General features: G+C 72.8%; 16 protein-coding genes. 11 read left to right on the forward strand and 5 right to left on the reverse strand.

What is annotated here, in order from left to right; translation table 11 throughout:
• Window positions 1-13: 13 nt before the first annotated feature.
• Together ASG88_RS10455 and ASG88_RS10460 are read left to right on the forward strand one after the other, a co-directional pair.
• The gene (locus tag ASG88_RS10455; RefSeq protein ID WP_056887333.1) at window positions 14-1,141 is read left to right on the forward strand and encodes a sensor histidine kinase; all 1,128 of its coding nucleotides are present in this window, start codon (window positions 14-16) and stop codon (window positions 1,139-1,141) included.
• On the forward strand, window positions 1,138-1,743 hold the full coding sequence (locus ASG88_RS10460) for a response regulator transcription factor (RefSeq protein ID WP_056887334.1): 606 nt from the start codon (window positions 1,138-1,140) through the stop codon (window positions 1,741-1,743). Before ASG88_RS10455 ends, ASG88_RS10460 begins: the two co-directional genes overlap by 4 nt.
• A gap of 29 nt (window positions 1,744-1,772) precedes the next feature.
• Here ASG88_RS10460 and ASG88_RS10465 read toward each other — a convergent pair whose 3' ends face one another.
• Together ASG88_RS10465 and ASG88_RS10470 are read right to left on the reverse strand one after the other, a co-directional pair.
• Entirely contained in the window at window positions 1,773-2,033 is a 261-nt protein-coding gene (locus tag ASG88_RS10465) for an acyl-CoA carboxylase epsilon subunit (protein ID WP_082600203.1), read from the reverse strand.
• A complete protein-coding gene (locus ASG88_RS10470; RefSeq protein ID WP_235534803.1) occupies window positions 2,030-3,649 on the reverse strand; it encodes an acyl-CoA carboxylase subunit beta in 1,620 nt (539 codons plus the stop codon). The genes ASG88_RS10465 and ASG88_RS10470 overlap by 4 nt, the downstream gene beginning before the upstream one ends.
• A gap of 55 nt (window positions 3,650-3,704) precedes the next feature.
• Here ASG88_RS10470 and ASG88_RS10475 point away from each other — a divergent pair, with 55 nt between their 5' ends.
• From ASG88_RS10475 to ASG88_RS10510, 8 genes are all read left to right on the forward strand, one after another.
• On the forward strand, window positions 3,705-4,502 hold the full coding sequence (locus ASG88_RS10475) for a biotin--[acetyl-CoA-carboxylase] ligase (RefSeq protein ID WP_082600207.1): 798 nt from the start codon (window positions 3,705-3,707) through the stop codon (window positions 4,500-4,502).
• Between the two features lie 12 nt (window positions 4,503-4,514).
• Window positions 4,515-5,030, forward strand: coding sequence for a PH domain-containing protein (locus ASG88_RS10480; RefSeq protein WP_056887336.1), 516 nt, complete (start codon window positions 4,515-4,517; stop codon window positions 5,028-5,030).
• Entirely contained in the window at window positions 5,020-6,033 is a 1,014-nt protein-coding gene (locus ASG88_RS10485; RefSeq protein WP_082600262.1) for an adenylate/guanylate cyclase domain-containing protein, read from the forward strand. Before ASG88_RS10480 ends, ASG88_RS10485 begins: the two co-directional genes overlap by 11 nt.
• Window positions 6,034-6,160: 127 nt before the next feature.
• Window positions 6,161-6,484, forward strand: a complete 324-nt coding sequence (locus ASG88_RS10490; RefSeq protein ID WP_056887337.1) for a winged helix-turn-helix domain-containing protein — start codon at window positions 6,161-6,163, stop codon at window positions 6,482-6,484.
• Between the two features lie 35 nt (window positions 6,485-6,519).
• Window positions 6,520-7,677 carry a 5-(carboxyamino)imidazole ribonucleotide synthase gene (locus ASG88_RS10495; RefSeq protein WP_082600209.1) on the forward strand — a complete coding sequence of 386 codons (1,158 nt, stop codon included), beginning with the start codon at window positions 6,520-6,522 and terminating at the stop codon, window positions 7,675-7,677.
• Window positions 7,678-7,688: 11 nt separating this feature from the next.
• Window positions 7,689-8,204, forward strand: a complete 516-nt coding sequence (purE, locus tag ASG88_RS10500; RefSeq protein WP_056887338.1) for a 5-(carboxyamino)imidazole ribonucleotide mutase — start codon at window positions 7,689-7,691, stop codon at window positions 8,202-8,204.
• Between the two features lie 32 nt (window positions 8,205-8,236).
• Entirely contained in the window at window positions 8,237-9,379 is a 1,143-nt protein-coding gene (locus tag ASG88_RS10505) for a heparan-alpha-glucosaminide N-acetyltransferase domain-containing protein (RefSeq protein ID WP_268790861.1), read from the forward strand.
• Entirely contained in the window at window positions 9,376-10,359 is a 984-nt protein-coding gene (locus ASG88_RS10510) for a Gfo/Idh/MocA family protein (RefSeq protein WP_056887340.1), read from the forward strand. Before ASG88_RS10505 ends, ASG88_RS10510 begins: the two co-directional genes overlap by 4 nt.
• Here ASG88_RS10510 and arfB read toward each other — a convergent pair.
• Genes arfB through ASG88_RS10525 form a run of 3 tightly spaced genes read right to left on the reverse strand, consistent with a single transcriptional unit; the run spans window position 10,356 to window position 12,617 of the window.
• Window positions 10,356-10,784 carry an alternative ribosome rescue aminoacyl-tRNA hydrolase ArfB gene (arfB, locus tag ASG88_RS10515; RefSeq protein ID WP_056887341.1) on the reverse strand — a complete coding sequence of 143 codons (429 nt, stop codon included), beginning with the start codon at window positions 10,782-10,784 and terminating at the stop codon, window positions 10,356-10,358. The two genes, ASG88_RS10510 and arfB, sit on opposite strands and share 4 nt — an antisense overlap.
• A complete protein-coding gene (locus tag ASG88_RS10520; RefSeq protein WP_056887342.1) occupies window positions 10,781-11,197 on the reverse strand; it encodes a CoA-binding protein in 417 nt (138 codons plus the stop codon). Before ASG88_RS10520 ends, arfB begins: the two co-directional genes overlap by 4 nt.
• A gap of 16 nt (window positions 11,198-11,213) precedes the next feature.
• Complete coding sequence (locus tag ASG88_RS10525; RefSeq protein ID WP_056887343.1) at window positions 11,214-12,617, reverse strand: hypothetical protein; 1,404 nt, start codon at window positions 12,615-12,617, stop codon at window positions 11,214-11,216.
• Window positions 12,618-12,755: 138 nt separating this feature from the next.
• Here ASG88_RS10525 and ASG88_RS10530 point away from each other — a divergent pair, with 138 nt between their 5' ends.
• The gene (locus ASG88_RS10530) at window positions 12,756-13,676 is read left to right on the forward strand and encodes a DUF6801 domain-containing protein (RefSeq protein WP_056887344.1); all 921 of its coding nucleotides are present in this window, start codon (window positions 12,756-12,758) and stop codon (window positions 13,674-13,676) included.
• The last annotated feature ends 69 nt before the right edge of the window (window positions 13,677-13,745 follow it).

Below are 13,745 nucleotides of genomic sequence, written 5' to 3' on the forward strand. Positions count from 1 at the left end.
AAGGATCGGTGCCGTGCCGCGACCCACCACTCCGCTCCGCTGGTCGGAGCGCACCCCCATCGAGCGGGTGCGGCTCTACGTCGTCGGGTCGCTCTACTTCCTGTTCGTCTTCTTCATGGTGCTCGCCGTCGGCAGCGCGGTCGCGACGCTGCCCGAGCCGGTCCTGGACGCCTTCGCGGTGGGGCTCGCCCTCGTCCTGACCGCGGGCGGACTCCTCTGCCTGCGCGCGGTCCTCGCGGTCGACGCTCCCCGGGCACCCGATCGCGTCGCGCTCGGTCTGCTGCTAGGAGGGTCAGCCGTCGGCCTGGTCGTCGCGTGGACGCGACCGCCCGAGAGCGGCTTCAGCCTGGCCATGTTCGTGGTCTTCGGGCTCTCCTGGGGTCTCGCGGGCGTGGAGGACCGGCGGGTGTGGTGGGCCGTCGTCGCGGTCAGCCCCGTGCTCGGATGGACCACCAGCCACGACCTCGGCCTGGCGGCGTACGCCGCCGCCGTGGCCGCGTTCCTCGTCTTCACCGTGCGCAGCTCGCTGTGGCTCCTCCGGGTGGTGGAGGAGCTCGAGACCGGCCGCCGCACCGGGGCCGCCCTCGCCGTCGCCGAGGAGCGGCTGCGCTTCTCACGCGACGTGCACGACGTCCTGGGCCGGCGGCTGTCCGAGATCGCCGTGCAGGCCGAGCTCGCCAGTGCGTACGTCGCCCGCGGGGACGAGCGCGCCGCCGGCACCCTCGGGGACGTCCGTGCCACCGCCCACACGGCACTGCGCGAGGCGCGCGAGCTGGCCCGGGGCTACCGGCCCGTCGACCTCGACCACGAGCTCGAGGGCGCCCGGTCCCTGCTGCGGTCCGCGGGCATCGAGTCACGCGCCGACCTTGCCGGTCTCCCCGAGCCGTGGGCCGAGCCGGTCGCACGGGTCGTCCGCGAGGCGGTCACCAACGTGCTGCGCCACTCGCGTGCCACTCTCGTGACCATGACGTACGACGACGGGGTCGTGGCCATCCGCAACGACGGGGCCGCCCCCGCCGGCACCGGAGGCCACGGGCTGGTGGGGCTGGGCGAGCTGGTCGCCCCGCTGGGGGCCGCGATCGAGACCGCCCGCGACGGAGAGCACTTCGAGCTCCGCGTCGTGCCCGGGGAGCACGCATGATCCGCGTCCTCCTCGTCGACGACGAGCACCTGATCCGCACCGCCCTCGCGCAGATGCTGGACCTCGAGGACGACCTCGAGGTCGTGGCCCAGGCCGGCACCGCCGCCGAGGGCCTGGCCCTCGCACGCGGGGTCTCCCCGGACGTGGCGGTGCTCGACCTGCAGCTCCCCGACGAGGACGGCATCACCCTCGCCGAGCGGCTGGCCGAGGCCGTCCCCGGCTGCCGCGCCCTCATCGTGACCAGCCACGGCCGGCCGGGCTACCTCAAGCGGGCGCTGGCGAGCGGGGTCAGCGGGTTCCTTCCGAAGACGAGCTCCGCGGCCACGCTGGCCGACGTCGTGCGCACGGTGCACGCCGGCGGTCGGCACGTCGACCCCGAGCTGGCCGCGGAGGCCATCGCGGCCGGTGACTCGCCGCTCACCCCTCGCGAGGCCGACGTCCTCGACGCCGCCGCAGACGGGGCGCAGGTCGACGAGATCGCCCGCCGGGTGCACCTCTCGCCCGGGACGGTCCGCAACTACCTGTCCAGCGCGGCCACCAAGCTGGGCGCCGCCAACCGACACGAGGCGGCCGCCGTCGCCCGGCGGATGGGCTGGCTCTGAGGTCGCCCGGCCCCGCCCACCACGACCGGCTAGCGGGCCAGCCCGCTGGACCGCCAGCCGCCGGGGCCGCTGAGGTGGGTCCGGCGGACGCCGCGGTGCGGCGCCGACCACTCAGGCGTACGACGCCGCGGCGGCTCGCCGCCGACCGACCCGAGGGCGGCGAGCACGGCCACCAGGGCCGCGACCTCCTCGGGGGTGGCGTCGGGGTTGACGACGCGCAGCAGCGGGCCTGCGGCGGTGTCGTGGTCGCCCTGGCTCGCTCCGCTCGCCGGGCTCTCGCTGTCGCTCACAGCGGGATGTTTCCGTGCTTCTTGGGCGGCAGGGTCTCGCGCTTGGAGCGCAGCAGCCGCAGGGAGCGGACGATCTCGGAGCGGGTCTCGTGGGGGGAGATGACGGCGTCGATGTAGCCGCGCTCGGCCGCGATGTAGGGGTTGGCGAGCGTGTCGTCGTACTCCTGGACGAGCTCGGCGCGGCGCTCCTCGACGTTGCCGGCCTTCTCGGCCTCCGCGATCTCCTTGCGGTAGAGGATGTTGACCGCGCCCTGGGCGCCCATCACGGCGATCTGGCCGGTGGGCCAGGAGACGTTGATGTCGGCGCCGAGGTGCTTGGAGCCCATCACGTCGTAGGCGCCGCCGTAGGCCTTGCGGGTGATGACGGTGATGAGCGGGACGGTGGCCTCGGCGTAGGCGTAGATGAGCTTGGCGCCGCGGCGGATGATGCCGTTGTACTCCTGGTCGGTGCCGGGCAGGAAGCCGGGCACGTCGACGAAGGTGAGCACGGGGATGTTGAAGGCGTCGCAGGTGCGCACGAAGCGGGCGGCCTTCTCGGAGGCGTCGATGTCGAGGGTGCCGGCGAACTGCATCGGCTGGTTGGCGACGATGCCGACGGGTCGGCCCTCGACGCGGCCGTAGCCGATGATGATGTTGGGCGCGAAGAGCGGCTGGACCTCGAGGAACTCCTGGTCGTCGAGCACGGCCTCGATGACGGTGTGCATGTCGTAGGGCTGGTTGGCCCCGTCGGGGACGATCGTGTCGAGGGACCGGTCGAGGTCGTTGACCTCGAGGTCGGCGGGCTCGTCGTAGACCACGGGCTCGTCGAGGTTGTTCTGCGGGAGGTAGGACAGCAGCGCCTTGACGTACTCGATGGCGTCCTCCTCGTCGGAGGCCATGTAGTGGGCGTTGCCGGACTTGGTGTTGTGGGTGCGGGCGCCGCCGAGCTCCTCGATGGTGACGTCCTCGCCGGTGACGGTCTTGATGACGTCGGGGCCGGTGATGAACATCGCGGAGGTCTTGTCGACCATGATCGTGAAGTCGGTGACCGCGGGGGAGTAGACGTGCCCGCCGGCGCAGTTGCCCATGATCATCGAGATCTGGGGGATGACACCGGAGGCGTGGACGTTGCGACGGAAGATCTCGCCGTACAGGCCGAGCGAGACGACGCCCTCCTGGATGCGGGCGCCGGCGCCCTCGTTGATCCCGATGATCGGGCAGCCGGTCTTGATGGCGAGGTCCATCACCTTGGTGATCTTCTCGCCGTAGACCTCGCCGAGCGAGCCGCCGAAGACGGTGAAGTCCTGGGAGAAGACGCAGACCTGGCGGCCGTCGACCGAGCCGTAGCCGGTGACGACGCCGTCGCCGTAGGGGCGCCGGTCCTGGAGGCCGAACGCGGTCGACCGGTGCCGGGCGAGCTCGTCGAGCTCGACGAAGGAGCCCTCGTCGAAGAGCAGCTCGATGCGCTCGCGGGCGGTCTTGCGACCCTTCGCGTGCTGCTTCTCGATCGCCTTCGCGGAGCCTGCGTGGACCGCCTCGTCGAGGCGCCGCTCGAGGTCGGCGAGCTTGCCCGCCGTCGTGTGGATGTCGATGTCGCTGTCCCCTCCGGGGACGTCCGTGCCCTCACCGGGCTGCACCTGTGCACTCACGTCGTGTGGCCTCCTGTTGTCTGCGTGCGCCAATGTAGTGCCCATGACGTCCGCGCCGGCACCTCGCCCAGCACTCGACCCCGACCGCATCGTGGCCCCCGCCGGCTGGCGTGTCGAGGTCACCGAGGCCACGCCGTCGACCAACGCGGCGGTCGCCGAGCGCGCCCGCGCCGGTGAGGACGAGGGCCTCGTCGTGGTGACCGAGCACCAGACCGCGGGCCGGGGACGACTCGACCGGGTCTGGGAGACCCCGGCGCGCGCGTCGCTGACGTTCTCCGTCCTGCTGCGACCCGACCTGCCCGCCCAGGACTGGACCTGGCTCCCGCTCCTGACGGGGTACGCCGTCCAGGCCGCCGTCGCCGACCGCATCCCCGAGATCGCCCTCAAGTGGCCCAACGACGTGCTCGTGGAGGAGCGCAAGCTGGCCGGGATCCTGGTCGAGCGGATCGAGACCCCGACCGGGCCCGCGGCGGTGGTCGGGGTGGGCATCAACGTCTCCCAGGGCCTCGACGAGCTCCCCGTGGCCCTGGCGACCTCGATCGAGCTCGAGACCTCGGAGCGGGTCGACCGCACCGACCTGCTCGGCCAGGTGCTCGGCTCGCTGCACGGGCTCCAGGGCCTGCTCGGTGACACCGACGCGCTGCGCGCGGCGTACTCCGACGTCTGCTCCACGCTCGGACGCACGGTGGACGTCCACCTGCCGGGTGGACCGGACGGTGTGGAGGTACGCCGCGGCGAGGCGCTCGACGTCGACGGCCGGGGTGCGTTGGTGGTCAGCACCCCGGACGGGACCTTCACGGTCGGTGCCGGCGATGTCGTTCACGTGCGCCCCCGCCAGTGACATGATCGGGACGTGGCCTTCCCGACCAAGCTCCTCAACGACGGTGAGCACGTCGTCGTGCACACGCGCACGCACGCCAAGGCGCTGATCGCCCCGGTCTCCGTGCTGGTGGTGCTGGTGGCCGCCGTGATCTCGCTCGGCAGCATCACCGACTCCACGACGGTCGGGCTGGGTGCCGGGGTCGTCGCGGCCCTCGTCGCCGTCTGGTTCGTGGTCCGGCCGGTCCTGGACTGGCTGACCACTACCTACACGTTCACCAACCGGCGCTTCATCAAGCGCTCCGGACTGATCGCCAAGGAGGGCCGCACGATCCCGCTCAACCGGATCAGTGGGGTCGACTTCGAGATCGGGGTGGTCGACCGCCTCTTCGGCTGCGGCACCCTGATCGTGTCCGACGCCAGCACCCACGGGCGGGTGCTGCTGGAGGACGTCCCGCAGGTCGAGCAGGTGCAGCTGCGGGTCGCCGAGGAGCTGCACACCCTGGCCTCCGGTGGCCCCGCGTCCGAGCGCGTCGACGATGGCACCTGATCGCCGCCGCCGCGGGGCCAAGGAGCCGGACGCGGTCCCCGCGCCCGAGCGCCTCGACCTCGCCATCCTGGGCGAGCAGCCCACCCTGACCGCCCTCGACGTGGCGTCGGAGACCGGCGTGACGGTCGACCAGACGCGCCGGCTGTGGCGCGCGCTCGGCTTTCCCGACCAGCTCGGCGAGCGTGCCTTCACGCGCGCCGACGCCGACGCCGTCCGCGACGTCGTGGGGATCGTCGACGGCGGGTCCGTCGACTTCGACATGGCGGTCAACATGACCCGCGGGGTCGGCCAGACCATGGCCCGCCTCGCCGACTGGGAGGTCGCCACCCTCGCCAACCGGGTCGAGGAGATCGAGGCAGGCCCCGATGCCAGCGGCTCGCGGGTGGACACCGCGCTGCGCCTCATCGGCGAGGTGAGCCCACACTTCGAGCAGACGCTCATCTACGCCTGGCGCCGCCACCTCGCCGCGGCCGTCGCCCGGATGGAGGCGATGGGCGCGAAGGACGAGGACCTGCACACCGTGGACGTGACCGTCGGCTTCGCCGACCTGGTGTCCTTCACGGCGCTGTCCAACGAGATGGACCGCGACAAGATCGGCGACCTGGTCGAGAAGTTCGAGGGCCGCTGCCACGACGTCGTCACCAACCACGGCGGTCGCATCATCAAGAGCCTCGGCGACTCGGTGCTCTTCGTGATCGGCGACGCGGAGGCGGCCATCGAGGTCGCCGAGGGGATCATCAACGTGATCGGCCGCGACCCCAAGCTCCCGGACGTGCGGGTGGGCCTGGCCTCGGGACCGGTGGTCCCGCGCCTGGGCGACGTGTTCGGGCCGCCGGTCAACATGGCCGCCCGGCTGACGGCGGTGGCCCGACGCAACCGCCTGATCATCGACCAGCGCACGGCCGACCTGCTGCCGCCCGAGGAGTTCGAGAGCCGGCGGCTCCCGGCCCGGCCGGTGCACGGCTTCGGCCTGGTCGAGCCGGTCGCCGTACGCCGCCGCTGACGCTGAGGCCGCGTCCGACCTCGGCGCCCGTGCTGCACGCCCACGTGCATACCGGCGGACCAGACCAGCCGTCCACGTTTGGGTAAAAGGGCCCGCACCGTCGAGGGTCTCCGACCACTGTTGCCCCGTGCTCAAGGTCCAGGACGTCCGTCTCGACCCGCACGAGCGGAAGGTGTGGCGGGGGGAGCGCGAGATCAGGCTCTCCCGCAAGGAGTTCGACCTCCTCCACGCGCTGATGGCTCGGGCGGGACTCGTGGTCACCCGTGCGGAGCTCATGGAGGACGTCTGGCAGACGACCTTCTGGACCTCGTCTAAGACGATCGACGTGCACCTCGGCTGGCTGCGGCGCAAGCTCGACGACGACCCGCGCGACCCGCGCCTCATCACCACGCTGCGCGGTCGGGGACTGCGCTTCGAGACGAGCTCCGCGTCGAGCACCGAGACGGGCTGACCGAGCCTCAGGAGTGCTGCCCTAGGGTTTCCTGCGTGACCGACCGAGCACCCACCCTCGCCGTGATCGGTGGCGGCCAGCTGGCGCGCATGATGGCGCAGCCGGCGATCGCCCTGGGCCTGCCCCTGCGGCTGCTCGCCGAGGCCGAGGGGGTCTCGGCCGCGCAGGTGATCCCCGACCACGAGGTCGGCGACTACACCGACCTCGACACGCTCCGGCGCATCACCGAGGGCTGCCCGGTCGTCACCTTCGACCACGAGCACGTGCCCACCGACCACCTGCGGGCGCTCGAGGAGTCGGGCATCGCCGTCCGGCCCGGTCCCGGGGCCCTCGTGCACGCCCAGGACAAGGGCGTGATGCGGGCCCGTCTCGCCGAGCTCGACATCCCCTGCCCCCGCAACGCCCTGGTCACCAGCACCGCCGACGTCGAGGCCTTCGGGCTGCCGTGCGTCCTCAAGACCACCCGCGGCGGTTACGACGGCAAGGGGGTGTGGGTCGTCCGCGACCTCGCCGACGCCGGTGCGGCCTTCGCCGCGGCCGAGACGGCGGGCGTCGAGGTGCTCGCCGAGGAGCTCGTCGACTTCCGCCGCGAGCTCTCCGCCCTCGTCGCGCGCTCGCCCAGCGGGCAGGCCGCGGCCTACCCCGTGGTCGCCTCCACCCAGCTCGGGGGCATCTGCCACGAGGTGATCGCCCCCGCGCCGGACCTGCTGCCCGCCCTGGCCGGCCAGGCGCAGGAGATCGCCCTGCGCGTCGCCGGTGCGCTCGACGTCACGGGCATCCTCGCCGTCGAGCTCTTCGAGACGACCGACGGTCGCATCCTGGTCAACGAGCTGGCGATGCGCCCCCACAACACCGGCCACTGGACCCAGGACGGCGCCGTGACGTCCCAGTTCGAGAATCATCTGCGCGCCGTCATGGACCTCCCGCTGGGTTCGCCGGCCCCGCGCAGCCGCTGGACCGTGATGGTCAACATCCTGGGCGGCCCCACCGACAGCGGCCACCTCTACGACGGGCTGCCGCACGCGATGGCCCGCGACCCCCACCTGCGCGTGCACCTCTACGGCAAGGACCTGCGGCCCGGTCGCAAGGTCGGTCACGTCAACGCCTACGGCGACGACCTCGACGACTGCCTCGAGCGTGCGCGGCACGCCGCCGCGTGGTTCCGCGGCGACCTCGGCAACCACAGTGAGTGAAGGTGAGTGAGATGACTGCACGTGTCGGCATCGTGATGGGGTCGGACTCCGACTGGCCGGTGATGCAGGCGGCCGCCGAGGCGCTCGCCGAGTTCGACGTGGAGCTCGAGGCCGACGTCGTGAGCGCCCACCGGATGCCCGACGAGATGCTGGCCTACGGCCGCGAGGCCGCCGGCCGGGGCATCGAGGTCATCATCGCCGGCGCCGGCGGTGCGGCCCACCTGCCCGGCATGCTCGCCGCGGTCACTCCGCTGCCGGTGATCGGCGTGCCGGTGCCGCTCAAGACCCTCGACGGGATGGACTCGCTGCTCTCCATCGTGCAGATGCCCGCGGGCGTGCCGGTGGCCACCGTCGCGATCGGCGGGGCCCGCAACGCCGGGCTGCTCGCCGTACGCATCCTCGCCAGCGGCGACGCCGCCCTCCAGCAGCGGATGGTCGACTTCCAGGCCGAGTTGCGACAGGCAGCGACCGACAAGGGCGCCGTCGTCCGCGGTGCCGCCGACGGCAGCCGGAGGCTCGGCTTCTGAGCGACCGGCCGGCCGGCGGCCGCCTCGTCGGGATCGACGTGGCGCGCTGCCTGGCGCTGCTGGGCATGGTCGCCACCCACGTCCTGGTGGAGCGCGACCCCGACGGCTCCCTGTCAGTGAGCCAGGCGCTGGCCGGCGGGCGTGCCTCCGCGCTCTTCGCCGTGCTCGCGGGACTGAGCATCGCGCTGGTCACGGGGCGCGACCGGCCCTTCACCGGTGTCGCCCGTGCGCGCGCGTCGGCCGCGCTCGTGGTCCGGGCCGCGCTCGTGGCCGCGCTCGGCCTCCTGCTCGGGGCGGTCGACTCGGGGATCGCGGTGATCCTCACCTACTACGGCGTGCTCTTCGTGCTCGCACTGCCTTTCGTCGGGCTCTCGGCGCGGGCACTGGGCCTGCTGGCCGGCGCCTGGCTCGTGGTCGCGCCGGTGGTGTCCCACCTCGTGCGCCCGTCCCTGCCGGAGAGGCAGTTCTCCAGTCCCACCTTCGACCAGCTCGTGGGCGATCCCGCAGGGCTGCTCGCCGAGCTCACCTTCACCGGCTACTACCCGGCCGTGCCGTGGCTGGCCTACGTGCTCGTCGGGATGGCCGTGGGGCGCCTCGACCTCACCTCGCGTCGTACAGCAGCGCTGCTCGCCGCCGGGGGAGCCGTCGCCGCGGTGCTCGCCACGGTGGTGTCGCGGGCCCTGACGGCCCGGCCCGCGGTCCAGGAGGCACTGCTCACCGATCCGCCCGCGCCCGACGTCGACGCCGCGGCCCTGCTCGACCGGATCTCCGCGGGCCTGCCCGGCACCACGCCCACCGACGGCGCGTGGCAGTGGCTGCTGGTCGTGGCCCCGCACACCGCCACCCCGTTCGACCTGCTGCAGACGATCGGCTCGGCGCTCCTCGTCGTCGGGCTGTGCCTGCTGGCCCTCGACGTGGTCGGGCCCGCCGGTCGGCGCACCGCGGCGATCTTCTTCGGGGCGGGTGCGATGACTCTCACCCTCTACTCCGTGCACGTGGTCGCCCGCTCCCAGGACCTCCTGCCCGACGCGCTGCGCGACAGCTACTTCTTCCACGTGATGCTCCTGCTGGGGGTCGGCGCCGTGTTCGCCGCCACGCGCACCCGCGGGCCGCTCGAGGCCCTGGTGGGCGCCGCCTCCCGGGCGGTCGCCGGTCGCCCTAGGGTTGGCCCATGACGACTCGGTGGGGCATCGCAGGGACCGGTGGCATGGCGGAGGCCTTCGTCCCCGACTTCGAGCACGTGCCGGACGCCGAGGTGGTGGCCGTCGGGTCGCGCAGCCGCGAGCGGGCCGCGGCGTTCGCCGCGACGTACGGCATCGAGGGCGCCCACACCTACGCCGACCTGGTGCGCGCCGACATCGACGTCCTCTACGTCGCCACCCCGCACCCGCAGCACCACGCGCTGGCCCTGGCCGCCATCGAGGCCGGCGTCCCGGTGCTGGTCGAGAAGGCGTTCACCGCCACCCTGGCCGGGGCTCGCGAGGTCGTGGCCGCCGCCCGCGACCGGGGCGTCTTCTGCATGGAGGCGATGTGGACGCGCCTGCAGCCCGCCGTCGTGGAGGCCCGGCGTCTCGTCGAGGCCGGCGAGATCGGCGAGGTCGTCGCGGTCCAGGCCGACCTCGGTGCCCACCGCACCTACGACCCCGCCTCCCGCCTCTTCGACCCTGCGCTCGGCGGCGGCGCGATCCTCGACCTCGGGGTCTACCCCATCTCCTTCGCCCAGGACTTCCTCGGCACCCCCGACCGGGTCGTCGCGTCCGGCACGCGCTACCCCAACGGCACCGACGCGTCGGTGACGATGCACCTGGCGTACGACGACGGGCGCGGCGCGTCGCTGGCCTGCGCGCTCACCACCGAGACCCCGGGCCGCGCGGTGATCTGGGGCACCGGCGGCTCCATCGAGCTGCCGCCCCGCTTCCACCACCCCACCTCGCTGGTGGTCCGGCGCAACGGCCAGGAGGCCGAGACCCGCGACCTGCCGGCCCGCGGTCGCGGCTACAGCCACGAGATCGAGGAGGTCGGTCGCTGCCTGGCCGCCGGGCTCACCGAGTCGTCGGTCGTGCCCCTGGACGACACGCTCGGTGTCCAGTGGGTCATGGAGGAGGCGCTGTCCCAGCTCGGCATCACGACGGCCGAGGGCAGCGTCGACCTCTAGTCCCTGACCCGGCCGCGCAGCGCCTTGGTGCGGGCGCGCTCCTTCTTGGCCTGCAGCCGCCGTTCCTTGGACCCGCGCGTCGGGCGGGTGGCCCGGCGCGGCGGCGGGGGTGGCGCGAGGGCCTCGCGGAGCAGCGCGGCCAGCCGCTCGCGGGCGGCGACCCGGTTGCGGTGCTGCGAGCGGTGCTCGGAGGCGGCGATGGCGACGACGCCGTCCGGCCACCGGCACAGCGCCCGGGCCCGCTGCGCGTCGGTGAGCGTCGATGCCGTGCGGACGTCGTACTCGAGCTCGACGCGACTGTCGGAGGTGTTGACCGACTGGCCGCCGGGGCCGGGGGAGCGGGAGAAGCGCTCGACGAGGTCGGCGTCGGGGACCACCAGCCCCGACGGCAGGCCGGGACCGGACGGGACGTGCAGGTCCTTCACGCGCCCCGCTTGCGCCACTCGATGGCCGGGCAGGTGTCCATCACCATCGGCACGCCGGCGGCGGTCGTCCGGTCGTAGGCCGCCTCGTCGACCACGCCGAGCTGGAACCACACGCCCTTCGCCCCGATGGCCACGGCTTGGTCGGCGAACTCCCCGGCCGCCTCCGAGCGGCGGAAGACGTCCACGACGTCGACCGGGAACGGGATGTCGGCCAGGGTGGCGTAGCCCTGCTCGCCCAGCACGGTGGGCGCGTCGGGGTGGACGGGGACGATCCGCTTGCCGCGCCGCTGGAGCAGTCCTGCGATGGAGTACGCCGTGCGTCCGGTGTCGCCGGACAGGCCGACGACGGCCCAGGTCTCGAGGTCGTCGAGCATGCGGTCGACGGTCGCGGGGTCCTGCCAGTCCGAGCTCATGGCGCCACGGTAGCGCTCACTCCTCGGTCCCGAGCTGGCTCCGGGCGTTGGCGACCACGAGGTCCATCGCCGTCTTGAGGGTGTAGCTGTCGACCGTGTCGAGCTCGGGGACGAGGTCGGACCTGTCGCCCCGGCGCTTCTTCGTCTTCTTCGCCTGCTCCGCCTTGAGCTCGAGGACGTAGCGGTCCACGATCGCGTAGAAGTACCAGCCGCCCCCCGTGCTGACGAGCACGTAGGAGGCGTCGACGTCGGACATCCCGCCGGGACGCAGCGCACCCCGGATGGTGGTCACCTGGTCCGGAGTGGGGCGGGGGTCCCCGTAGGCGCGCTGCGACAGGTACGAGTCGAGCACCCGCTTCGGCTGGTCTCCCGGCGCCACGTACTGCACGAACAGCTCGGCGGTGTGCCGGTTGGCGACGTCCTCGCGCAGGCAGCCGTTCTGCACCGAGCGCCCCGCGAACGAGTCCATGGTCAGGTAGGAGCCGGGGTCGGCGGGGGTCGAGTCGGAGGTGAGCTCCTCCAGCTCGACGCCCGGGAACAGGGTGTCCACCGCCTCGGCGTCGAGGAGCACGCAGGGGTCGAGGAAGGTGGGCCAGTCCTCGGCCTGCGCGATCCCCATCTGCCCCGTCGAGCCGACCGCGGGCTCGGCGTCCTCGCCGTGGAGCTCCTCGGCACGCTCGAGGGCGGTCGTCAGCACCCGCTCCGCGAGCCCCGCGTCGCGCTCGGTCAGGTCGGCGGTGAGCCCGTAGGCGCGCCCCCGGGTGAAGTGCAGGAGCAGGTTGCCCGCCGTCGCGATGTAGGTCTGCGTGCCCTGCTGCCACAGGATGCGCCGGTCCATCCCTCGCAGGCGCACGCCGCCGAAGCTCTTCTGACCGTCCCGGATGATGTCGACCGTGGCCTGCTCGAGGGCGTCGAACACCCCGCCGTTGTCGGCCAGGTCGGGGGGCAGCTTGCCGTCACCGAACTTCTTGACCTTGCGCCATTGCGCGGTCGCCGCGGACTCGGTGGGGTACTGCTCCACCCGGAGCTTGGCGTACGTCCTGTCCTCGTCGCCGATCGAGTAGTCGCAGCTGGTCTCGATCACCGCGCCCGACACGGTGTCCTTGCGCTCCGCGAGCTCCGCGTCGGTCGCCGAGGCGCCGCGCCCACGCTCGGTGACCTCCGCGCCGTTGGTCAGGGGCAGGAGTCGTGCGGCGTCGCTCGGTGGGAGGAGGGAGCAGGGCGGGACGTAGGACTGGTCGCCGATGGTGAGCGTCGGCGCGGCCGGTTCCTCGACCGGTGCGTCGCCGGGGTCCTGGCCCGGCGCGGACGCAGACGACCCCTCGTCGTCGGGCCGACCGGCGGTGGAGTCACCACCCGAGCAGCCGGTCAGGGGCACGAGGACGAGCAGGGTGGTGGCGAGGAACGGAGCACGACGCATGCGCAGGGAGTGCCCCGTGGGGAGGCGACGCAAACCAGGGGGTTACCCATCGGTAGATCGCGGGGTGTTGACACGCCGCGAACGGCTGTCACTGTGGTTGGGTGTGACCGCACACACATCCACGGAGGGATACCCCACATGTTGCACACCTCAACCCGGCGCCTCGGCGCCGCAGTCGCCGCCACCGCACTGAGCGCCGGCGCCCTGGTCGCCGTCTCGGCGCCCGCCGCCCAGGCCGCGACCGTAGCCACCACCTTCACCTGCACCTTCCCGAGCCTCGGGGCGAAGGACATCCCGGTCGGCATCACCGCGACCCTGCCGTCGGCGGCCAACGCCGGCCTCGACGCCCCGGCCATCCCGGTGCTGCTCAGCGTGACCCTGCCGGCCGACGTCGTCGCCGCGGCCAAGGGCCTGTTCCAGGCGACCACGATCGGCGGCTTCTCCAACGACATGGTCGCTACGCTGGACGACCTGTCCTCCTCGGACACCGCCGACCTGGCGCTCCAGGACGTCCGGTTCCCGCAGACCGCGGTGCCGGCCACGCCCCAGCCGCTGACCCTCAACACGCCCAACCCGCTGGCCACCCCCGGCGTCATCCCGGCCACGACCGTGCCGGTCAACCTCCCGGGCAAGGGCACCTACGACATCGCGGTGCCGTCGGCGTTCACGTTCACCGCCACGAAGCAGGGTGAGGTGGTCATGCTGGCCGACGTCCCGTGCGCGCTCAAGGCGGGATCTCCGGCGAGCCTGGGCTCCATCGTCCTCGCGGCCAACGAGTCCACCACCAAGGCCAAGCCCGCCAAGAAGGTGACCAAGCTCGGCACCAAGACCAAGCTCAAGGTCGTCGTGGACGCCGACAACGAGGTCCCCACCGGCAAGGTCAAGGTGATGAAGGGCCAGAAGATGCTCGGCAAGGGCTCGCTCAACGCCAAGGGCAAGGTCACCGTCACCCTCAAGAAGAAGCTGCCCAAGGGCAAGACCGTCGTGAAGGTCCTCTACCGCGGGGACGACTACACCAACGTCTCGCGGGACAAGAAGGTCGTGATCAAGGTCAAGTGACCTCGTTCTCCTGATCGGACGCCCGGTCGGTGCCTCGGCACCGGCCGGGCGTTCGTCGTGTGTGCCGAC

The sequence above is a fragment of the Nocardioides sp. Soil777 genome, assembly GCF_001428425.1.
Classification (GTDB): Bacteria; Actinomycetota; Actinomycetes; order Propionibacteriales; family Nocardioidaceae; genus Nocardioides; species Nocardioides terrigena.

What these genes read in the sequence shown, in the direction of transcription:
- ASG88_RS10460 (WP_056887334.1), top strand. Translation starts at nt 1,138, where the DNA reads ATGATCCGCGTCCTCCTCGTCGACGACGAGCACCTGATCCGCACCGCC.
- ASG88_RS10475 (WP_082600207.1), top strand. Translation starts at nt 3,705, where the DNA reads ATGACGTCCGCGCCGGCACCTCGCCCAGCACTCGACCCCGACCGCATC.
- ASG88_RS10485 (WP_082600262.1), top strand. Translation starts at nt 5,020, where the DNA reads ATGGCACCTGATCGCCGCCGCCGCGGGGCCAAGGAGCCGGACGCGGTC.
- purE (WP_056887338.1), top strand. Translation starts at nt 7,689, where the DNA reads ATGACTGCACGTGTCGGCATCGTGATGGGGTCGGACTCCGACTGGCCG.
- ASG88_RS10510 (WP_056887340.1), top strand. Translation starts at nt 9,376, where the DNA reads ATGACGACTCGGTGGGGCATCGCAGGGACCGGTGGCATGGCGGAGGCC.
- ASG88_RS10520 (WP_056887342.1), bottom strand. Translation starts at nt 11,197, where the DNA reads ATGAGCTCGGACTGGCAGGACCCCGCGACCGTCGACCGCATGCTCGAC.
- ASG88_RS10525 (WP_056887343.1), bottom strand. Translation starts at nt 12,617, where the DNA reads ATGCGTCGTGCTCCGTTCCTCGCCACCACCCTGCTCGTCCTCGTGCCC.
- ASG88_RS10530 (WP_056887344.1), top strand. Translation starts at nt 12,756, where the DNA reads ATGTTGCACACCTCAACCCGGCGCCTCGGCGCCGCAGTCGCCGCCACC.